This window comes from Cellulosimicrobium sp. EB106-03-01-XG111 (assembly GCF_058792115.1).
Window position 1 is genome coordinate 1 of the sequence record NZ_JBYTEQ010000027.1, and the last position, 20,022, is coordinate 20,022.

At 75.1% G+C, this 20,022-nt stretch carries 17 protein-coding genes; 15 read left to right on the forward strand and 2 right to left on the reverse strand.

The window, feature by feature from the left end; genetic code table 11:
- Positions 1-101: 101 nt before the first annotated feature.
- Entirely contained in the window at positions 102-1,598 is a 1,497-nt protein-coding gene (purB, locus tag AC3WT4_RS18125; protein ID WP_492316158.1) for an adenylosuccinate lyase, read from the reverse strand.
- Between the two features lie 161 nt (positions 1,599-1,759).
- On the opposite strand from purB, the gene AC3WT4_RS18130 reads away from it, so the two are divergent.
- On the forward strand, positions 1,760-2,065 hold the full coding sequence (locus AC3WT4_RS18130; RefSeq protein WP_074804894.1) for a hypothetical protein: 306 nt from the start codon (positions 1,760-1,762) through the stop codon (positions 2,063-2,065).
- 53 nt (positions 2,066-2,118) lie between these two features.
- A complete protein-coding gene (locus AC3WT4_RS18135) occupies positions 2,119-3,786 on the forward strand; it encodes a PGAP1-like alpha/beta domain-containing protein (protein WP_492316135.1) in 1,668 nt (555 codons plus the stop codon).
- 70 nt (positions 3,787-3,856) lie between these two features.
- On the opposite strand, the gene AC3WT4_RS18140 is transcribed toward AC3WT4_RS18135, so the two are convergent.
- On the reverse strand, positions 3,857-4,246 hold the full coding sequence (locus AC3WT4_RS18140) for a phage holin family protein (RefSeq protein WP_074804898.1): 390 nt from the start codon (positions 4,244-4,246) through the stop codon (positions 3,857-3,859).
- Positions 4,247-4,339: 93 nt separating this feature from the next.
- Here AC3WT4_RS18140 and hisC point away from each other — a divergent pair, with 93 nt between their 5' ends.
- From hisC to AC3WT4_RS18205, 13 genes are all read left to right on the forward strand, one after another.
- On the forward strand, positions 4,340-5,419 hold the full coding sequence (hisC, locus tag AC3WT4_RS18145) for a histidinol-phosphate transaminase (protein WP_108051628.1): 1,080 nt from the start codon (positions 4,340-4,342) through the stop codon (positions 5,417-5,419).
- Between the two features lie 119 nt (positions 5,420-5,538).
- Positions 5,539-5,829 carry a lactococcin 972 family bacteriocin gene (locus AC3WT4_RS18150; protein WP_108051626.1) on the forward strand — a complete coding sequence of 97 codons (291 nt, stop codon included), beginning with the start codon at positions 5,539-5,541 and terminating at the stop codon, positions 5,827-5,829.
- A gap of 60 nt (positions 5,830-5,889) precedes the next feature.
- Positions 5,890-7,935 (forward strand): hypothetical protein, encoded by a 2,046-nt coding sequence (locus AC3WT4_RS18155; RefSeq protein ID WP_146177796.1) that lies wholly within the window; start codon positions 5,890-5,892, stop codon positions 7,933-7,935.
- A gap of 16 nt (positions 7,936-7,951) precedes the next feature.
- On the forward strand, positions 7,952-8,641 hold the full coding sequence (locus AC3WT4_RS18160) for an ABC transporter ATP-binding protein (protein WP_074805744.1): 690 nt from the start codon (positions 7,952-7,954) through the stop codon (positions 8,639-8,641).
- A gap of 57 nt (positions 8,642-8,698) precedes the next feature.
- Positions 8,699-8,965: a DUF805 domain-containing protein gene (locus tag AC3WT4_RS18165; protein WP_021482356.1), complete on the forward strand. Its 267-nt coding sequence runs from the start codon at positions 8,699-8,701 to the stop codon at positions 8,963-8,965.
- Between the two features lie 249 nt (positions 8,966-9,214).
- A complete protein-coding gene (gene pdhA, locus AC3WT4_RS18170) occupies positions 9,215-10,393 on the forward strand; it encodes a pyruvate dehydrogenase (acetyl-transferring) E1 component subunit alpha (RefSeq protein WP_222592387.1) in 1,179 nt (392 codons plus the stop codon).
- A complete protein-coding gene (locus AC3WT4_RS18175; RefSeq protein WP_108051620.1) occupies positions 10,390-11,382 on the forward strand; it encodes an alpha-ketoacid dehydrogenase subunit beta in 993 nt (330 codons plus the stop codon). The genes pdhA and AC3WT4_RS18175 overlap by 4 nt, the downstream gene beginning before the upstream one ends.
- 56 nt (positions 11,383-11,438) lie before the next feature.
- Positions 11,439-12,923, forward strand: coding sequence for a dihydrolipoamide acetyltransferase family protein (locus AC3WT4_RS18180; protein ID WP_492316136.1), 1,485 nt, complete (start codon positions 11,439-11,441; stop codon positions 12,921-12,923).
- Between the two features lie 252 nt (positions 12,924-13,175).
- Complete coding sequence (locus AC3WT4_RS18185; protein WP_108050637.1) at positions 13,176-13,559, forward strand: hypothetical protein; 384 nt, start codon at positions 13,176-13,178, stop codon at positions 13,557-13,559.
- 85 nt (positions 13,560-13,644) lie between these two features.
- The gene (locus AC3WT4_RS18190; protein ID WP_108050635.1) at positions 13,645-14,346 is read left to right on the forward strand and encodes a DUF6766 family protein; all 702 of its coding nucleotides are present in this window, start codon (positions 13,645-13,647) and stop codon (positions 14,344-14,346) included.
- Positions 14,347-14,491: 145 nt separating this feature from the next.
- Positions 14,492-15,952, forward strand: coding sequence for an MFS transporter (locus AC3WT4_RS18195; RefSeq protein WP_108050633.1), 1,461 nt, complete (start codon positions 14,492-14,494; stop codon positions 15,950-15,952).
- A gap of 2 nt (positions 15,953-15,954) precedes the next feature.
- A complete protein-coding gene (locus AC3WT4_RS18200; RefSeq protein WP_257417742.1) occupies positions 15,955-18,135 on the forward strand; it encodes a molybdopterin oxidoreductase family protein in 2,181 nt (726 codons plus the stop codon).
- Entirely contained in the window at positions 18,132-19,865 is a 1,734-nt protein-coding gene (locus tag AC3WT4_RS18205; RefSeq protein ID WP_074804922.1) for an FAD-dependent oxidoreductase, read from the forward strand. The genes AC3WT4_RS18200 and AC3WT4_RS18205 overlap by 4 nt, the downstream gene beginning before the upstream one ends.
- The last annotated feature ends 157 nt before the right edge of the window (positions 19,866-20,022 follow it).

Genomic DNA, 20,022 nt, shown 5'->3' on the forward strand with positions numbered 1-20,022 from the left:
CCCCCCCCCCCCCCCCCCCCCCCCCCCCCCCCCCCCCCCCCCCCCCCCCCCCCCCCCCCCCCCCCCCCCCCCCCCCCGACCCCGTGCTCGGCGTCGGTCTGTCAGTCCAGGTAAGTCGTCACCAGGCGGGAGGCCAGGCCCGTGTACGTCGCGGGGGTGAGGTCGGAGAGGCGCTGCGCGACGTCGGCGGGCAGGCCGAGGCCGGCGACGAACTCGCGCAGGCGCGCCGCGTCGACGCGCTGGCCGCGCGTGAGGTCCTTGAGGCGCTCGTACGGGTTCTCCATGCCGGGGACGCCCGCGACCGACGCCGCACGCATGGCCGACTGGATGGGCTCGCCGAGCACCTCCCAGTTCTCGTCGAGGTCCGCCGCCATGAGGTCGGCGTTCGCGGCGAGGGCCTTCAGGCCGCGGCGCACGTTGTCGATCGCGAGGAGCGAGTGGCCGAACGCGGGGCCGACGTTGCGCTGCGTCGTCGAGTCCGTGAGGTCGCGCTGGAGGCGCGACGTCACGAGCGTCGCGCCGAGCGTGTCGAGCAGCGCGGACGAGATCTCGAGGTTCGCCTCGGCGTTCTCGAACCGGATCGGGTTGACCTTGTGCGGCATCGTCGACGACCCGGTCGCGCCGGGCACGGGGATCTGCGTGAAGAACCCGAGCGAGATGTAGGTCCACACGTCGGTCGCGAGGTTGTGGAGGATCCGGTTGAACCGCGCGACGTCCGCGTACAGCTCGGCCTGCCAGTCGTGCGACTCGATCTGCGTCGTCAGCGGGTTCCACGTGAGCCCGAGGCCCTCGACGAAGTGCTTCGAGACCGACGGCCAGTCGACGCCCGGGACGGCGACGGTGTGCGCGCCGTAGGTGCCCGTCGCGCCGTTGAGCTTGCCCAGGTACTCGGCCGCGCCGACGCGGCGGAGCTGGCGGCGCAGCCGGTGCGCGAGGACGGCGAGCTCCTTGCCCAGCGTCGTCGGCGTCGCGGGCTGGCCGTGCGTGCGCGAGAGCATCGGCACGTCGGCGTGCTCGCGCGCCATGTCCGCGAGCTGGTCGGCGAGCGCCGTCGCGGCGGGCAGCCACACCTGCTCGACGGCGCCGCGCACCATGAGCGCGTACGACAGGTTGTTGACGTCCTCGCTCGTGCACGCGAAGTGCACGAGCTCGCCGACGCCGGGCAGCACCGTGTCGGGGCCCAGGGTGTCGGGGGCCGCGGCGAGGCGGCGCTTGACGAAGTACTCGACCGCCTTGACGTCGTGCACCGTCTCGCGCTCGATCTCCGCGAGCTCCGCGATCTCGTCGCCCCCGAACGTCGCGGGGATGCGGCGCAGGTAGGCGACCTCGGCCTCGGAGAGCGGGGGCGCACCGGGCACGACCGGGCGGACGGCGTTCTCGTCGACCGCCTGCACGCCGTTGCAGAGCGTGATGAGCCACTCGACCTCGACGTGGATGCGCTCGCGGTTGAGCGCGGCCTCGCTGAGGTGGTCGACGAGCGGGGCGACCGCGGCGCGGTAGCGGCCGTCGAGCGGGCCGAGCGCGATCGGCGGGGTCACCTCGGCGAGGCTCACGCGGGCAGGGGCGGCTGCGGCAGGGTTCTCGGGCACGCCCCTGATTCTCCCACGCGCGCCCGACGGCGGTCGGTGGCGCCCGCAGTCCGGGCAGCAGGGCCGTCGCGGGGACCGTGGCCGTCCCCAGCGTCCGGCCGCGAGGGTTCGGTCCACAGCGTGCGACCGGTCCCCGCCGCCGGTCGGCAGGGGTCCGTACGGTCGCCGCCATGCCGACCCCGCCTCCAGCCCCGTGCCTCGCCGCGCCCTTCGGGATCACCCGCGCCCGCGACCAGGTCCTCACGGCGACCGACGACGCCGCGCGCGCCCGCGCCGCCCTGGAGACCCCTGACCTCCCGTGGGCCGGGCAGGCACGGCACGCGTACGACGACGCGACGGCGGAGGGTCGGTCGGCCCTGCTCCGGCTCGACGAGACGCTCGCGAGCTGCCTCGCAGGGCTGGACGCCCTCACCGTGCTCGCAGAGACGGACGTCGCGAGCCTCCGGACGGAGCTCGCCGCGGTGGGCGGCGCGTGAGCGGGACGTGGCCCGCACCGTCCGTCGTGATCCGGGGCGGGACGGAGCCGACCGTGATCGAGACGGCGGCGGTCGTCGCGCAGGCCGTGGCGCTCACGGCGCGCGCGGACCTCCTGGCGGGAGCGGCGGTGGGGCTGCGGGACGCGCGGCACGGGGTGGAGGTCACGACGGCGACGCCCACGGCGTTCGCCGGTCGGCTCACCCCGCCCCACCTTCTCGGGACAGCCCCAGGCGGGAACCTGCCGCCGCCGCTCTGGTCGGCGGAGGTCCGTGCCGCGCGCGCGGCCGTCCTCGACGAGCTCGACGCGGCGGCCCTGCTCGCCGAGCAGCGGGAACAGGGCCTCCGCCGGCTCGCCGCGCGTCTGCACCAGGCGGTCCGGGTGTACGACGACGCGGACGCCGCGGCCGCCGCGGCGTGGTCCGACACCGCGCTGGTCGCGGCGGGACGGCACTACGGGCTGGCGGGGGCGGGCGCCGCCGGGCTGGGGATGATCGTCGCGCAGGGCCTCGCCGGGCTCGCGCAGTCCCTGCTGCACGGAGGGCCCTCTCTCGGTCGGCTCGTCACGACGGGCGAGGCGCTGCACCCCGCGACCGTCCGCGCGCTGGGCCGCACGATCGGCCTGCTCGACCCGGACCGCCCCTGGTACGCCGTGCCGACGGTCGGCAACGCGGCGGCCGTGCTGCGCGCGTCCGTCCAGCCGTTGCGCAAGCGGTTCCTGCCCGACCCGGAGGTGCGCAGGGTCGACGCGGCACCCTACGACCTGCCGACGCCCACGGACACGCGGTCCGCGCTCGGCGCCGTGGCGGCGCTCGGGAGCACGGACTCGGTGCTCAGCGTCCAGCGCATCGTCAAGGACGACGGCACCCCCACGTGGGTCGTCGCGATCCCGGGAACCCAGCCCGGCAACCTGCGGACGGTGTGGAACATGACGTCCAACTACGACCTCATGTCCGACGACGAGTCCCAGCGCGCGCGGGCGGACAGCGTGCGGGCGGTGCTCGACGCGATGGGCCGGTCGGGCATCGAGCCGAAGGACGACGTCGTGCTCGTCGGGCACAGCCAGGGCGGCATGGTCGCGGCGACGATCGCGGCGGCGACGGTCGGGACCTACCAGGTGCGCCACGTGGTGACCGCCGGGTCGCCGGTCGGCGGGCACGGCCTCCCGCCCGGCGTGCGCGCCACGCACCTCGAGACCAGCGGGGAAGGGGTCTCCGGCCTCGACGGGAAACCGAACCCGGCGACGCCCGAGCGTGTGACGGTGACCGGTACGGTCTTCGCGCCCGGCGGCGGGCCGCCGCTCGACGTGCCGCACTCCGTCGGGTACCACCAGGACGTGCTCGACGCCGCGGTCGAGGTGGGCGACCGCGGCCTGGAGGAGCACCTCGCCGACGTGGAGCACTGGCTCGACGGGGAGGCGGAGGACCCGCAGGTCTACGAGGCGCGCCTCGTCCCGGACCCGGAGAGCACGTTCTGCATCGGCGAGCTCGCGGTGCCGAGGCCGCCGTGGCCCCCGTGGCCGGCACCGGACGGCGTCGTGACGGCCCCAGGCCCGTCCCTCGGCACGCCGACCCCGTCCCTCGGCACGCCGGGTACGTCCGGGGCGGCCGGAGGTTCCGGCGGGACGGCGGGGTCCGCCACCACCGCCGGGTCCGGGACGACGGGCGGGCCGGGCACGCCCGGGGGCGCCGGTACGGGCGGTGGCGACGATGATGCGCGGTGACGGCCCGGCGCCGTCCTCGGGTGGACCGGTCGGGAGGGCGCGTGGCGGCGTGCGCCGTGGGGCGCTCGGGTCAGCGGTCCTTGGCCTTGGGCACGACGGCCGAGACGAGGAAGTTGATCACGGCGATGATCAGGGCCGCGAGCAGCGCCCACCAGAACCCGCCGATGATGCGGATGCCCCAGTCCGTCTGCTCGGTGATCCACGCGGTGAGCATGAGCATGAGCGCGTTGACGACGAGCGAGAACAGTCCCAGCGTGAGGATGTAGAGCGGGATCGAGAGGACCTGCACGATCGGCTTGATCACCGCGTTCACGAGCGAGTAGAGCAGCGCCACGACGAGGATGATCACGACCTTGCCGCCGGCCGTGTCGGAGCCGACGATCTGGAAGTGCTCGTCCATGAACAGGCTCGTGAGCCAGATCGCGAGACCGGTGATGAGGACGCGGACGACGAAGCTCATACCCGGCATCCTGCCATCCGGGCGGTCGTCCGGCACGGGCGGCGGCCCGTGGCGCACCACGGGTGCGGCGCACGAGTGGCATGATCGAGGACCGTGGCCCACGAACCCCGCGTCCCCCTGCGTCCTGCCGTCGCCGCCCTGCCGGCCTACGTCCCGGGGGCGCGCGTCGCCCCGGGTGCGGCGGCGTTCAAGCTCTCCTCGAACGAGAACCCGTACCCGCCGCTGCCGTCGGTCGTGGCGGCGATCGCCGACGCCGCGGCGGACGCGAACCGCTACCCGGACATGTACGCGACCGAGCTCACGGAGACGCTCGCGGCGGACCTCGGGGTGGGTGCCGACGAGGTCGTCGTGGGCAACGGCTCGGTCGCGGTGCTCGCGCACGTCCTCCAGGCGGTCGTCGAGCCGGGCGACGAGGTCGTGTACCCGTGGCGCTCGTTCGAGGCGTACCCGATCGCGGTCGCGGTCGCGGGCGGCACGTCGGTGCAGGTCCCGCTGCAGTCCGGGGAGCACCGCGGGCGCCTCGACCTGCCCGCGATGGCCGCGGCGGTCACCGAGCGCACGCGCGTGGTCATGGTGTGCACGCCCAACAACCCGACCGGTCCGGCGGTGCACCGCGACGAGCTCGAGACGTTCCTCGCGGCCGTGCCGTCCGACGTCCTCGTGGTGCTCGACGAGGCGTACCTCGAGTTCGTGCGCGACCCCGAGGCCCCCGACGGTCTGGCGGTGTACGCGCAGCACCCGAACGTCGTGCTGCTGCGCACGTTCTCCAAGGCGTACGGCCTCGCCGGTCTGCGCGTCGGGTACGCCGTCGCGCGTCCGCGCCTCGCCGCCGGCGTCCGTGCCGTGTCGACGCCGTTCGGCGTCTCGCACGTCGCGCAGCGGGCGGCCATCGCGTCGCTCGGGGCGCGGGACGAGCTCCTGCAGCGGGTCGAGCACCTCGTGGCGGACCGCACGCGGCTCGTGGAGGGTCTGCGGGACCAGGGCTGGTCCCTGCCGGAGTCGCAGGCGAACTTCGTGTGGTTCGACCTGGGGGAGCGCACGGCGCAGCGCGCCGAGGAGGCCCGTGCCGCCGGCGCGATCGTGCGCCCGTTCGTGGGCGAGGGTCTGCGCGTGAGCGTGGGGGAGCCGGAGGCGACCGACCTCTTCCTGCGCGTCAGCGCGACCTGGCTGTAGCCCTTCCCCGACAGCACCCTGCGTTCCGGCAACGGAACTTTCTCGGATCGACCGAAACCCTTGTTCTCACGCTTCCAGATTGCTACTTTTACGTAGCAATCACATCCGAAGGGGGAGATATGAGGTTGGGTCGAGTACTGACGACGGCGCTGGTCGCCGGGGTCCTGACTCTCACGCCGGCGGCGGCGTTCGCCGGCTCGCAGCTCGTGGGCGGCGGGATCTGGAACTACGGGACCAGTGCGGGGGCGATCTACTCGCACTACCTGCACAACACCCAGTGCCACGGCGCGTCCGTGCACAACGGGAAGCTCTACCGGGTGACCAACATCAAGCCCGGGGTCTGGGCGAAGGTCCACGCCAAGGACTGGCCCATGCGCGTGGACCACGCCTACTGGCACAAGTGCGCGTAGCACGGACGCAGGGCAGGGGCGGCGCCGTGCCGCCCCTGCCCGGTCCGGCGCGGAGCCTCCATGCCGAACAGAAGCCTCAGCCTGGCCTACGCCCTCGCGGTGGTCGTCAGCCTCTTCCTCGCCTTCTTCACGGTGCAGGCCTACAGCGAGTTCGCGGTCCGCGGCTTCGACGCCCAGCTCCGCGTCGACTCCCTCGGCACCACCGTGTCGAGCGCCGAGGCCTACGGGACGATCGCGACCTTCGCGACCTCCCGCGACTGCACCGTCGCGAAGGTGACCTTCGACCTCACCGACGTCTCGACGCGGCACCTCTTCGTCCTCGGTGACGGCTCGGCCGACCCGGGCGGGCGGTGGCTCGACCGCGGGGTCGCCGACTTCAGCCGGGGCGTCACGACGCAGGTGCACCCGGGGTCGGAGCTCGGGGCGACGAGCCCGGTGGGCTCCTACGGGCTCTCGTGCGGCACGGCCGAGGCCCAGTCGCTGGCCGCCGCGCTCCGGGAGGCCGGGGTGACGGCGTCGGCCGACTCGTACCCGACGCTGATCTCGTGGCACCGCTACCTCGCGGGCACGCCGATCCCGGCGGGCTACGCCATCGCGGCGGTCGCCGTCGTGCTGCTCGCGGGGTGCGGTGCGCTCCTCAACGCCCGGGCGTACGCGGTCCAGCGGCTCCAGGGCGCGCCGTTCTCCAGCATCCTGAGGCGCGACCTCGCGCCGATCGGCCGGCGCCTCGTCGTCCACCTGGGCGTGGCCACCGCCGTCTGCGTGGTGCTCCTCGGCGCCTACAACGGGTTCGCCCAGCTGACGACGTTCCTCGGACTGGCCCTCCCCGTCCTCGCCGGGCTGCTGCTCGTCACCGTGACGGCCCACGCCGTCTCGGCGGCCGCCGCGCAGCGCGTCCCGCTCGCGGCCGCGATCAAGGGCGAGTCCGTCGGGGCCTGGGTGGTCCCCGCGGCGTTCGGCGTGCGGCTCTGCGCCCTCCTCATCCTCGTCGCGTCGATCTTCTCCGCCGTGCACGCGGGGCAGCTCATCGCGGGCCAGCAGGCCGCCCGCTCCGCCTGGCAGAGCGCGGGCGACGCGACCTCCGTGGGCGTGGGCGGTGACGACCAGGCCCGCGCGGGCGAGTTCGCGCAGCGGCTGGGCGAGCTGGTCGTGCGGGCGCTCGACGACCGCGAGGCCGTGCTCGCCGCGCAGCAGCCCGTCTCGGCGTTCGGCACGGTGACGGTCGCGCCCGAGGACCAGCCGGTCCTCCTCGTGAGCCCGTCCTACCTCGCCGAGCAGGACGTCCGCGACGCGACCGGGTCACGGCTCGCCCCGTCGCCGGGGTCGTGCCTCACGATCCACCCGCCCGCCACGCTCCGGGCGGACCAGCAGGACGACGTCGCGGCCGCCGTCGGCTCGTGGGCGGAGTACTTCGGCGCGACCTGCGCCGTCGAGCGCGGCGCGCCGCTCGCCGAGGACAGCACGCTCTTCGACTACGGCAACGCCGCGGACCCGAGCGCGTCGCCGCTCGTGGACGACCCGGTCGTGCTCGTCGTCGACCCGTCCTCGGGGGTCGTCAGCGCCGACGGGTACGGCGCCTACACCTCGACGGGGGACGTGGTCTTCCTCGACCCGGCCTACGTGCTGGAGGAGAGCCGCGCGGCGGGCATCCGCGACTACGTGCTGTCGGTCACCCCGATCGCCGACGCCGCGGCCGAGGAGTACCAGAAGCTCGTCCGGAGCTTCCGGCTCGGGCTCGCGAACATCGCGGCGGCCGCCGGCGTCGTGCTGCTCACCGCGGTCGTGGTGTCGAGCGCGTACACGCGCCGGTACGCGCAGAGCGTGTTCGTCCGCTACATCGCGGGGTGGTCGTTCGCCGCGCGGTACCGCGCGGCGTTCCTCGCCGAAGCCGCCTCGGCGGTGCTGGTCGTCGCGTACGTGGCGGCGAACCCGCCGCGGACGCCACCGGCCCTCGGGGCCGTCGTCGCGGCGTCCGCGCCGCGGCTGCTCGGGGGAGCGGAGCCGCTCGTCGCGGTGGCGGTGTGCCTCGTGTCGTCCGCCCTGCTGGTGACCGCTCTCGCGGTGGCCCAGCGCAGGCTCCTGCGGACGCGATCCAGTGACAGCTGAACGAAGGGGGATGGCGATGATCGAGGTCGTGGGTGCGGCCAGGTTCTACGGGGCGCGGACGGTCTGGACGGGACTCACGCTGAGCGTGGAGGCAGGCTCGATGGCAGGGCTCGTGGGGTCGAGCGGCTCGGGGAAGACGACGCTGCTCAACTGCCTGGGCCTGCTCGACCGGCTGGACGCGGGGACGCTGTTCGTGGACGGCCGCGACGTCACCGCGCTGAGCCCGCACGGGCGACGTCTGTTCCGGCGCGACGAGCTCGGGTACCTGTTCCAGAACTACGCGCTCATCGACAACGCGACGGTCGCCACGAACCTCGACGTGGCCCTCGTGGGCCGGGGTGTCCGGCGGGCGGACCGGGCGCGTCGGCGCGAGGAGGTGCTCGAGCGCGTGGGCCTCGGCGGCTACGAGCGCGCTGCCGTCTACGAGCTCTCGGGCGGCGAGCAGCAGCGGGTCGCCGTGGCGCGGCTGCTCCTCAAGCGTCCGCGCGTCGTCCTGGCGGACGAGCCCACCGGGGCGCTCGACGAGGGGAACGCCGACGCGATCGTCGGGCTCCTGCGCGAGCTCGCGGACGAGGGTCGCGCCGTGGTGGTCGCGACGCACAACCCGCGCGTCGAGCAGGCGTGCGACACCGTCCTCGAGCTCGGCGCCTCGACCCAGCACGTCGCTCGCGCGCTCGTCGGCGCGGACGACGACGGCACGCCGTAGCGGCCGGGTGCCCGCGGCGCGGTTGCCGGGTGCGGGTCACGCGAGAAGACTCGCGGCATGGACAACCAGGAGTACGACCAGTTCGTCGACGACTACGGCTGGCTCTTCGGGGGCGCGGCCCTGGTCGTCTACATCGCGGTGGCGGTGATCTTCTTCATCGCCTACGTCCGGATCATCCAGAAGGCCGGCTACTCCGGCTGGTGGGTGCTCGTGGGCCTCGTGCCGATCCTCAACGTCGTCATGTTCCTCGTGTTCGCGTTCTCGCGCTGGCCGGTCCTGCGCGAGCGCGACGCGCTGCGCTCGGGCGGCGTCTACCCGCGGTAGGGACGTCCCCCTGCGGGACGGGGGTGCGCCGGTCGGGATTGGAGGTTCTCTACAGCCCGTCGTGACGGACGTTGGGCGACACGTCGGAGGCGCTACCTACGGGGTCGTAGCCTACGCTTGCGTAGGCTACGGAGACGTAGGTTCCGACGGCGCCCCGCACCGGGCGCCTCCTGCCCCCGAGCGGGCCGGCCGCACGGCCGGGCCGCACCGAAGGAGAGTCGCGTGACCGAGAACGACGCGAGAACCGGCGTGCGGGACGCTGCGAGCACGCACCCCGACCTCCCCGACGTCGCGGGCGGTCCCGACGACGCACCCCTGCTCCAGCTCGTGACCCCGGCCGGCGCCCGCGTCACGACCCCCGAGACCGACGCCTACCGCGAGCGCGTCGCCCACCTCGACGCCGCGGCGCTGCGCGGGCTCTACCGCGACATGGTGCTCACGCGCCGCTTCGACGACGAGGCGACGTCGCTCCAGCGCCAGGGCGAGCTCGGCCTGTTCGCGCAGGCGAAGGGCCAGGAGGCCGCGCAGATCGGCTCGGGCCGCGCGCTCGCCCCCCAGGACTACGTCTTCCCGTCGTACCGCGAGCACGGCGTCTCGCACGTGCGCGGCATCGACCCGACGGCGCGCCTGCGCCTCTTCCGCGGCGTGGACCACGGCGGGTGGGACCCGACGGCGCACAACGTGCACCTCTACACGCTCGTCATCGGGTCGCACGCGCTGCACGCGACGGGGTACGCCATGGGCGTCCAGCGCGACGGCCTCGTCGGGTCGGGCGACCCGGAGCGCGACGCGGCCGTCGTCACGTACTTCGGCGACGGCGCGACCTCGCAGGGCGACGTCAACGAGGCGCTCGTCTTCGCGGCCGTGAACAACGCGCCGGTCGTCTTCTTCTGCCAGAACAACCAGTGGGCGATCTCGGAGCCGACGTCCCGGCAGACCCGCGTGCCGCTCTACCGCCGCGGCGGCGGGTTCGGCATCCCCAGCGTCCGGGTCGACGGCAACGACGTGCTCGCGTGCTACGCCGTCACAGCGGAGGCGCTCGAGCGCGCGCGCTCCGGCGGCGGCCCGACGTTCGTCGAGGCGTTCACGTACCGCATGGGCGCGCACACGACGTCCGACGACCCGACGAAGTACCGGTCGCGCGCCCAGGAGGACTACTGGCGCCGTCGGGACCCGATCGACCGGCTCGAGAACCTGCTCCGCGCCGAGGACGCGTGGGACGACGCGTTCGCCGCCGACCTGGCCGCCGAGGCCGACGCGCTGGGCGAGCGGCTCCGCGACGAGGTCCGCGCGCTCGCCGCGCCCGACCCGTCGAGCATGTTCGACCACGTCTACGCGACCCCGAACGCCGTGGTCGAGCGCGAGAAGGCGTGGTTCGCCGACTACCAGCAGTCCTTCGAGGAGCCGACCGCGGAGGTGGCGCGATGAGCGACAGCAAGACCCTGACCCTGGCCCGCGCCATCAACGAGGGGCTGCGCCGGTCGCTGGAGAGCGACCCCAAGGTCCTGCTCATGGGCGAGGACATCGGCGCGCTCGGCGGCGTCTTCCGCGTGACCGACGGCCTGCAGAAGGACTTCGGCGAGGACCGCGTCGTGGACACGCCGCTCGCGGAGTCCGGCATCCTCGGCACCGCGATCGGTCTCGCGCTGCGCGGCTACCGGCCGGTGTGCGAGATCCAGTTCGACGGGTTCATCTTCCCGGCGTACGACCAGATCACGACGCAGCTCGCGAAGATGGGCTACCGCTCGGGCGGGAAGCTCCAGGTGCCCGTCGTGATCCGCGTGCCGTACGGCGGCGGGATCGGTGCGGTCGAGCACCACAGCGAGAGCCCCGAGGCGCTGTTCGCGCACACGGCCGGCCTGCGCGTCGTGTCGCCGTCCACGCCGCAGGACGCGTACACGATGATCCAGGAGGCCGTCGCCTCGCCGGACCCGGTGCTCTTCTTCGAGCCCAAGGGCCGCTACTGGGAGAAGGGGCCGGTCGACGTCGCGGGACGCGGCGAGGGCGCGACCGTGCTCGACCGGGCGCGCGTCGTCCGCCCCGGCACGGACCTCACGCTCGTCGCCTACGGGCCGACCGTCGCGACCGCGCTCCGCGTCGCCGCGGCGGCCGAGCAGGAGGGCCGCAGCATCGAGGTCGTGGACCTGCGCAGCATCTCGCCGCTCGACACCACGACGGTCGTCGAGTCCGTCCGCCGGACGGGACGCTGCGTCGTCGTGCACGAGGCCCCGACCTACCTCGGCTCGGGCGCCGAGGTCGCGGCCCGCGTGACCGAGGAGTGCTTCTACTCGCTCGAGGCGCCGGTGCTGCGCGTCGGCGGTTTCCACACGCCGTACCCCGTCGCGAAGATCGAGCACGACTACCTGCCGAGCCTCGACCGCGTGCTCGACGCCGTCGACCGCGCGTTCGCGTTCTGACGCGCGTCCGCCGCGACCTCGACAGCGCCGACCGGGACCACCAGGAGGACCACGCAGTGCCCACCTTCGAGAAGTTCAACCTCCCCGACGCGGGCGAGGGCCTCACCGAGGCCGAGATCGTGCACTGGCACGTCGCCGTCGGTGACACCGTGACGGTCAACCAGACGATCGTCGAGATCGAGACGGCGAAGTCGCTCGTCGAGCTGCCGTCGCCGTACACGGGCGTCGTCACCGAGATCCTCACGCCCGAGGGCACGACGGTCGAGGTCGGCGTGCCGATCATCGTCGTGGACACGGACCCGGGCGGCACCGCCCCGGCGCCGACCGCACCGGCCGGCGTCGTGCCCGACGGCGCGGACACGCCCGCCGCGGCCGCCGCGCCGCAGCCGGCCGCAGGCTCCGGCGACGCCACGACGTCCGCCGCGAGCGAGGGCTCCGGTTCGGTGCTCGTCGGGTACGGCACGGTGGAGCCGGGCACGGCCCGCCGCCGCCGCCGCACGGCCGAGCCCACCGCCGCCGAGCCCGCCCCGACCACCCCGGACCGCGCGACCCCGGCGGCGAGCCCTGCACCCCCGGCCCCGGCACCGACCCCGGCCCCGCGGGCGAGCGCGCCGACCGCCGTCGGGCACGCGGCCCTGCCGGTGCTGGCCAAGCCGCCCGTGCGCAAGCTCGCGAAGGACCTGGGTGTCGACCTCGCGAGCGTCGCGGGCACCGGACCGGGCGGGATCGTCACGCGCGAGGACGTGCAGGCCTACCACGAGCAGGCGAAGGCGCAGCCGCTCGCGACGTACGCGGACGACGACCAGCCGTGGCTCGCGTCGGGCGCCGTCACGTCCGACGGCCGTCAGACGCGCGTGCCCGTGAAGTCGGTGCGCAAGCGCACGGCCGAGGCGATGGTCACGAGCGCGTTCACCGCCCCGCACGTCACGGTGTTCCACACGGTCGACGTCACGCGCACCATGAAGCTCGTCCGCACGCTGCGGGAGGACCGCGAGTTCGCGGACGTGCGCGTCACGCCCCTGCTCGTCACCGCCAAGGCGCTGCTCCTCGCGGTGCGTCGTCACCCGGAGATCAACGCGAGCTGGGACGACGCCGCGCAGGAGATCGTCTACAAGCACTACGTGAACCTGGGGATCGCGGCGGCGACGCCGCGCGGGCTCGTCGTGCCGAACATCAAGGACGCGCACCGCCTCGACCTGCACGGGCTCGCCGGGGAGATCGCGGATCTCACCGCGACGGCGCGGGCCGGGCGCACCTCGCCGTCCGCGATGTCCGACGGCACGATCACCATCACGAACGTCGGGGTGTTCGGCATCGACACGGGGACGCCCATCCTCAACCCCGGGGAGGCCGCGATCCTCGCGTTCGGCGCGATCCGAGAGCAGCCGTGGGTCCACAAGGGCAAGATCCGCAAGCGCTGGGTCACGCAGCTCGCGCTGAGCTTCGACCACCGCCTCGTCGACGGCGAGCTCGGCGCGCGCGTCCTGGCGGACGTCGCGCGCATCCTGGAGGACCCGGCGCGCGGTCTCGTCTGGGGCTGAGCCCACCCGTCGGCACGCAGGACGCGCATCGGCACATGCTGCGCCGTTCGGCACCTCGAGGTGCCGAACGGCCGCGCTCCGTGCCGAACCGTGCCCGGGCCACTGCTTGCGAGCGCACGGAGAACCGCGAGCATGAGGCACAGTGTCGGCGATCCGGTCGGCGCGGCGTCGCCACAGGAGGGTCGTGTGCTCGGGAGTGCTGGTCGGGGTTCACGGACGGGTCCGGGCGCCGGGCTCGCGGCCCTCGCACTCGTGACCGCCACGCTCGCGGGATGCGCGGGACCCGGCGCGGCGGAGGCGCAGGACGTCGTCGAGGACCTCGCGGCCGCGCTCGCCGCGGGCGACGGCGACGCCGCGTGCGCCCTGATCCTGCCCGACGCCGCGGACGCGCTCGCGGCCGACGAGGGCGAGCCCTGCGCGGACGCGGTCACCGCGCCCGACGGGCCGCTCTCCTGGCTGACGGCGGCCGGACCGGACGTCGTCGTCGAGGACGTGCACGTCGCGGGGCGCCAGGCGCAGGTCGTCACGGCGACCGACACCGTCTTCCTCGCGCTCTCCGGCGACGCATGGGTGGTCACCGCGGCGGGCTGCACGCCCCGCGACGACCGCCCCTACGACTGCGAGGTGGAGGCATGAGGGTCCCGCGGCTGATGTTCTGGGCCACGCTCGTGCTCGTCGCCGCGGGCCTCGCGGTGACGTTCGTGCTCGCGGCGGTGCACCGATGAGCGCCGGCCGCAGGAGGGGCGGCGTCCTCGGCGGCCTGCGCGCGAGCTCGCTGAGCCTGTTCTTCGCGCTCGCGTTCCTCGCGTCGCTCGTCGCGCAGGCCGTGAGCGGCGTCGCCGTCTTCAACGCCGACCAGCGGGCGGCGGGCCTCGACCCCGTGACGTTCGGCCAGTACGTGCTGTCGTCGGCGTTCTGGGTCGACGTCACGGAGAACTGGCAGTCCGAGTACCTGCAGTTCCTCCTCTTCATCACCGCGACGGTGTGGTTCGTGCAGCGGGGCTCGCCCGAGTCGAAGAAGCTCGACCAGGCGGGCCGCGAGTCCGACGAGGACCAGAAGGTCGGCGAGCACGCGTCCGCGAACTCCCCGGCGTGGGCCCGCGCCCGCGGCTGGCGTCTCGCCGTCTACTCGCGCTCCCTGTCGCTCGTCATGGGCGCGATCTTCCTCGGGTCGTGGGCCGCGCAGTCGGCGGCGGGCGCGGTCGCGTTCAGCGAGGAGCAGATGCGCGACCTCCAGGACCCCGTGCCGTGGACGGAGTACCTGTCCCTGCCGGACTTCTGGAGCCGCACGTTCCAGAACTGGCAGTCCGAGATGCTGGCCGTCCTCAGCATGGTCGTGCTCGCGATCTACCTGCGCGAGCGCGGGTCGCCCGAGTCCAAGCCGGTGGGCTCGCCCCACGAGGCGACCGGCGTCGAAGGCTGACGACGACCGCGCGGGCAGCCGCTCACAGCGGCCCCCGAGCGGGTGTGCGGAAGACCTCACACGGGCTTAACGGGGCTCGCGCGCGGGGGAAACACGGCGTTCCTAGCGTCCTGGTCACTGACCGGGACCTGCTGAAGGAGCCGCCATGTCCGCGCCCACGAGCCCCACCACCCACGAGGGTGAGCAGTCCGCAGCACGCCCGTCCGTCGTCGCGCCCGCGACGCCGCTCGCCCCAGGACGCGCCCCGGCGTCGCCCGGGACGCCGCACCGCCGCTCCGGGCGCTGGATCGACCGCTGGGACCCGGAGGACCCGACGTTCTGGCGCGACGGCGGCCGCCGGGTCGCGAGCCGCAACCTCGGGATCTCGGTGCTCGCGGAGTTCCTCGGCTTCGCGGTCTGGGCGCTGTGGTCGATCGTCGTCCCGCAGCTCCCCGCCGCGGGGTTCGCCTTCACCGTGGACCAGCAGTTCTGGCTCATCGCCGTCCCCAGCCTCGTCGGCGCGACCCTGCGCATCCCCTACACGTTCGCCGTGCCCCTGTTCGGCGGGCGCAACTGGACGGTCGTGTCGGCGCTCCTCCTGCTGCTCCCGACGGCGGCGCTCGCGGTCGTCGTGCAGGACCCGGGGACGTCGTTCGGCGTGATGCTGGCGGTCGCCGCGCTCGCAGGCTTCGGCGGCGGCAACTTCGCGTCCTCGATGGCGAACATCTCGTTCTTCTACCCGGAGCGGGAGAAGGGCAAGGCGCTGGGTCTCAACGCCGCGGGCGGCAACCTGGGGACGGCGGTCGTGCAGCTCGCGGTGCCGCTCGTCATCGTCGCCGGGGCGGGCGTCGCGCTCGAGCGCGCGGGCCTCATGATGATCCCCTTCATCCTGCTCGCGGCGTTCCTCGCCTGGCGGTTCATGGACAACCTCGCCACCGCGAAGGCGGACCCGCGGTCGTTCGCCGTCGCGACGCGGAACCGGCACACGTGGATCATCTCGTTCCTCTACATCGGGACGTTCGGGTCGTTCATCGGCTACGCGGGCGCGTTCCCGACGCTCCTCGCGGGCCAGTTCCCGGAGGTCACGCTCTCGATCGCGTTCCTCGGCGCGCTGGTCGGCTCGGTGTCCCGGCCGCTGGGCGGCATCGTCGCGGACCGGCTGGGCGGCGCGCGCGTGACGATCGCGTCGTACGGGGTCATGGCGCTGGGTGCGGTCGGCGCGATCCGGGCGCTGGAGACGCACAGCTTCGGCCTCTTCTTCGCGTCGTTCCTCGTCCTGTTCGTCGCGACGGGCGTCGGGAACGGCTCGACCTACCGGATGATCCCGGCCGTCTTCCAGGCGAGCGCGGCCCGGGCCCTCGCCGGCACGACGGCGAGCGACCCCGCAGCCCTCGCCGCGGCCCGGGTCCGCGCCCGCCAGGCGGCGGCCGGGTGCATCGGGATCGCGGGCGCCGTCGGCGCCTTCGGAGGGTTCCTCATCCCGCGCGGGTTCGCCGCGTCGACGAGCCTCTCGGGATCGCTCGTCCCCGCCCTGTGGACGTTCGTGGGGATGTACGCGGTGATGGCGGTCGTCGCGTGGGCGGTCTACCTGCGCAAGGGCTCGGCTCTCGCGGCGGCCGGGATCTGAGCGTGGACACCCACTGCCCCTACTGCGCGCTCCAGTGCGGCATGACGCTCACGCCCGCGCGCGGCCCGCTGCCGGTCACGGTCGCCCCGCGCGACTTCCCGACCAACCGCGGCGGGCTGTGCCAGAAGGGCTGGACGAGCGCGACGGTGCTGCGCGCGCCCGACCGGCTCACGAGCCCGCTCCTGCGCGGGCCCGACGGCGAGCTCCGGCCCGCCTCGTGGGACGAGGCCCTCGACGCGGTCGCGGCCGGGATCGGTCGGGTCCAGGCCGCGCACGGCCGCGACGCGGTCGCGGTGTTCGGCGGCGGCGGCCTGACGAACGAGAAGGCGTACGCGCTCGGGAAGTTCGCGCGCACGGTGCTGCGGACCGCGAACATCGACTACAACGGGCGGTTCTGCATGGCGTCCGCGGCGGCGGGGGCGAACCGCGCGTTCGGCGCCGACCGCGGGCTCCCGTTCCCGCTCGCGGACCTCGGCGGCGCGGACGCCGTGCTGCTGCTCGGGTCGAACGTCGCCGAGACGATGCCGCCGTCCGTCCAGCACCTCGCGGGCGTGCGCGCGCGGGGCGGGCTCGTCGTCGTCGACCCGCGCCGCAGCGCGACGGCGGCGCTCACGGGGGAGGCGGGGGACGCCGTCGGGCAGGGGGTGCACCTGCAGCCGGTCCCCGGGACCGACCTGGTGGTGCTGCTCGCGCTGCTGCACGTCGTCGTCGCCGAGGGGCTCGCGGACACGGCCTACCTCGACGCGCGCACGACCGGGTTCGACGACGTCCGCCGCTCCGTCGCCGGGTGGTGGCCCGAGCGCGCGGAGACGGTGTGCGGGGTGCCGGCGGGACGGCTGCGGCACGTCGCCCGGCTGCTCGCGGCGGCGTCGCCCGCCCACGGGGGCGCGGGCGCGTACGTGCTCACCGGCCGCGGCGTCGAGCAGTCCTCGCAGGGCACGGCGACCGTGACCGCGGCGATCGACCTCGCCCTCGCGCTCGGCCTGCCCGGCCGGGTGGGGTCGGGGTACGGCGCGATCACGGGCCAGGGGAACGGTCAGGGCGGGCGCGAGCACGGGCAGAAGGCGGACCAGCTCCCCGGGTACCGCAGGATCGACGACCCGGCGGCCCGCGCGCACGTCGCCGCGGTGTGGGGTGTCGACCCGGCGACGCTCCCCGGCCCCGGGATGCCCGCCGTCGAGCTCCTGCGGTCGCTCGGGGCGCGGCCCGGACCGGGCGGTGCGACCACGACCTACGCCGAGGACGGGCGCCCGCGCGCGCTGCTCGTGCACGGGTCGAACGTCGTGGTCAGCGCGCCGGACGCGGACCGGGTAGCGGCCAACCTGCGCGCGCTCGACCTGCTCGTGGTGTGCGACCTCGTGCCGTCGGAGACGGCGCTGCTCGCGGACGTCGTGCTGCCCGTGACGCAGTGGGCCGAGGAGGAGGGCACCATGACGTCGCTCGAGGGACGCGTGATCCGACGTCGCCGTGCGGTCGACGCGCCGGGCGGGGCGCGGTCGGAGCTGTGGATCCTCGCGGAGCTCGCACGCCGGCTGGGGTCGCCGGTCGCCTTCCCGACCGACCCGGCCGTCGTCTTCGACGAGCTCGCGCGCGCGTCCGCGGGCGGCGTCGCGGACTACGCGGGGCTCAGCCACGCGCGCCTCGACGCGGACGAGGCGGACGGCGGCCCGGGCCTGCACTGGCCGGTCCCGTCCGCCGACCACCCGGGCACCCCGCGGATGTTCCTCGACCGGTTCGCGACGCCGGACGGACGTGCCCGCCTGGTCGCGGTCGACCACACGGGCCCGAGCGACGACGTCCGGCCCGACGCGCCGCTCTACCTCGTCACGGGCCGCGTGCTCCAGCACTACCAGTCGGGCGCGCAGACACGGCGCGTGCCGGAGCTCGACCGCCTCGTCCCGGAGCCGTTCGTCGAGGTCCACCCGGTCCTGGGCACGCGCCTCGGCATCGACGACGGGGACCGGGCGCGCCTCACGACCGCGCGCGGCGCCGTCGAGGCGGTCGTGCGGTGGACGGACCGCGTCCGGCCGGACACCGTCTTCATGCCGTTCCACTGGGGCGGCGAGAGCAGCGTCAACCGGGTGACGACCGACGCGACCGACCCCGTCTCCGGGATGCCCGAGTTCAAGGTCTGCGCCGTGGACGTGCGGCGCGCCCCCGCGCTCCAGGAGGTCGCAGGATGACGCGCGTCGTCGTGGTCGGTCACGGCATGGTCGGGTCGCGGTTCGCGAGCGACCTCGCGGCGCGGTGCGGGATCCCCGGGGGGTCCGCCGACGTCGAGGTCACCGTGCTCGGCGCGGAGGAGCACGAGCCGTACAACCGCGTGCTGCTCAGCGAGGTCGTCGCGGGCCGGGCCGACCTCGCGGCGATCGCGTTGCCCGCCACGGACGACCCGCGCGTGACGGTCCGGCGCGGTACCGAGGCCCTCGCGATCGACCGGGCGGCCCGCCGCGTCGTCACGGGCGAGGGCGCCTACCCGTACGACGTCGTCGTGCTCGCGACGGGCGCCGCCGCGCGCGTCCCGGACGTGCCCGGCCTCACCGGCCTGCCCGGCGGCCTGCCCCGCGGCGCGCACGTCCTGCGCACGCTCGACGACGCGCGCGCGATCGTCGCGGGGTCGCTCGACGCGCGGCACGCCGTCGTCGTGGGGGCGGGCGTCCTCGGCCTCGAGGTCGCGTGCGGGCTCGCGCGTCGCGGCGTCGCCGTGAGCCTCGTGCACGGCGGCGCGAGCGTCATGGACCGTCAGCTCGACCGCGCGGCAGGCGGCGTCGTCGCGCGCGGTCTCGCCGGCCTCGGGGTGCGCACCTGGACACGGGCCCGGACCGAGCGCGTGGTCGTGGACGGCGGCACCGTGCGGGGCGTGACGCTCCGGGTGGCCGACGGCGCCCCGCGCGACCTCGCGGCGGACTGCTCGGGCGCGGCCGGGGGAGCGTCGGACGGCGTGCGTCGCCTCGACCTCGACGCCGACCTCGTCGTGCTCGCGTGCGGCACGGTGCCCGAGGCCGGGCTCGCGCGGGCGGCAGGGCTCACGGTCGACCGGGGGGTCGTCGTCGGCCCGGACCTCGCCAGCCCGGACGACCCGCGCGTGTTCGCGGTCGGCGACTGCGCCCAGCCGCCCGAGGGCGGCACCGGGCTGATCGCCCAGGGGTGGGACCAGGCGCGCCGGCTCGCGCAGCACCTCGCGGAGCGGCTCACCGCCGGGGCCGACGGCGCGGGGAGCCCGGGCGCCGCACGAGGGGCCCCGCCGGACCGGCAGCGCGCGCGCCGGGGACCGGCCCCCGACCGGCCGAGCGTCGCGCTGCGGCTCGCGACCGACGTCGTCGCGCGCTCGCTCGCGCCGACGTCCGACGCCGGGGTCGGCACGCGCGCGACCGCCGGGACCGACGTCGTGCGGGTCAAGGCGGCGGGGCTCGAGATCGTGACGATGGGCGTGTGCGGCGAGCGTCGCGCGCCCGACGCGACGCACCGGTCCGTGACGCTGAGCGACCCGGCGTCGGGGCGGCACGTCGAGGTCGTCGTCGCGGACGGGCTGCTCGTCGGCGCGACGTGCGTCGGTGCGCCCGAGGTGGGCGCCGACCTCACCGCCACGTACACGCGCCGCGTCCCCGTGCCCGCCGACCCGGCCCACCTGCTGCTGCGCCCGGTCGCACAGGCGCCCGCTCCGGCGTCGTCCCCGACGCTCATGCCCGACCGCACGACCGTGTGCACGTGCAACGGCGTGACCAAGGGCGACGTCGTGGGCTGCTGGCACGACGGCGCCCGGAGCGTCGACGACGTCGCGCGGGCGACGCGCGCGACGACGGGCTGCGGTGGGTGCAAGGACGTCGTGTGCGGCCTGGTCGACTGGCTCGCGCAGACCGACCCGGGCCGGCCCGTCGACGGAGCAGCGGCGCGTTCGGGGGCAGCGCGATAGGTCGGCACCACCGGCGGAGACCGGTACCCCGTGCGCCGATCGGCAGCCCGAGGTGCCGACCGGTGGTGCGGGCTGTCGAACCGTGGGCGGCCCCTTCTCACACGCTGAGCCCGTGCCGGGTGAGAAGACCGTTACGGACGGGCAACGGGCGGTGCAC

What these genes read in the sequence shown, in the direction of transcription:
- AC3WT4_RS18130 (WP_074804894.1), top strand. Translation starts at nt 1,760, where the DNA reads ATGCCGACCCCGCCTCCAGCCCCGTGCCTCGCCGCGCCCTTCGGGATC.
- AC3WT4_RS18140 (WP_074804898.1), bottom strand. Translation starts at nt 4,246, where the DNA reads ATGAGCTTCGTCGTCCGCGTCCTCATCACCGGTCTCGCGATCTGGCTC.
- AC3WT4_RS18150 (WP_108051626.1), top strand. Translation starts at nt 5,539, where the DNA reads ATGAGGTTGGGTCGAGTACTGACGACGGCGCTGGTCGCCGGGGTCCTG.
- AC3WT4_RS18155 (WP_146177796.1), top strand. Translation starts at nt 5,890, where the DNA reads ATGCCGAACAGAAGCCTCAGCCTGGCCTACGCCCTCGCGGTGGTCGTC.
- AC3WT4_RS18160 (WP_074805744.1), top strand. Translation starts at nt 7,952, where the DNA reads ATGATCGAGGTCGTGGGTGCGGCCAGGTTCTACGGGGCGCGGACGGTC.
- AC3WT4_RS18165 (WP_021482356.1), top strand. Translation starts at nt 8,699, where the DNA reads ATGGACAACCAGGAGTACGACCAGTTCGTCGACGACTACGGCTGGCTC.
- AC3WT4_RS18175 (WP_108051620.1), top strand. Translation starts at nt 10,390, where the DNA reads ATGAGCGACAGCAAGACCCTGACCCTGGCCCGCGCCATCAACGAGGGG.
- AC3WT4_RS18190 (WP_108050635.1), top strand. Translation starts at nt 13,645, where the DNA reads ATGAGCGCCGGCCGCAGGAGGGGCGGCGTCCTCGGCGGCCTGCGCGCG.
- AC3WT4_RS18195 (WP_108050633.1), top strand. Translation starts at nt 14,492, where the DNA reads ATGTCCGCGCCCACGAGCCCCACCACCCACGAGGGTGAGCAGTCCGCA.
- AC3WT4_RS18205 (WP_074804922.1), top strand. Translation starts at nt 18,132, where the DNA reads ATGACGCGCGTCGTCGTGGTCGGTCACGGCATGGTCGGGTCGCGGTTC.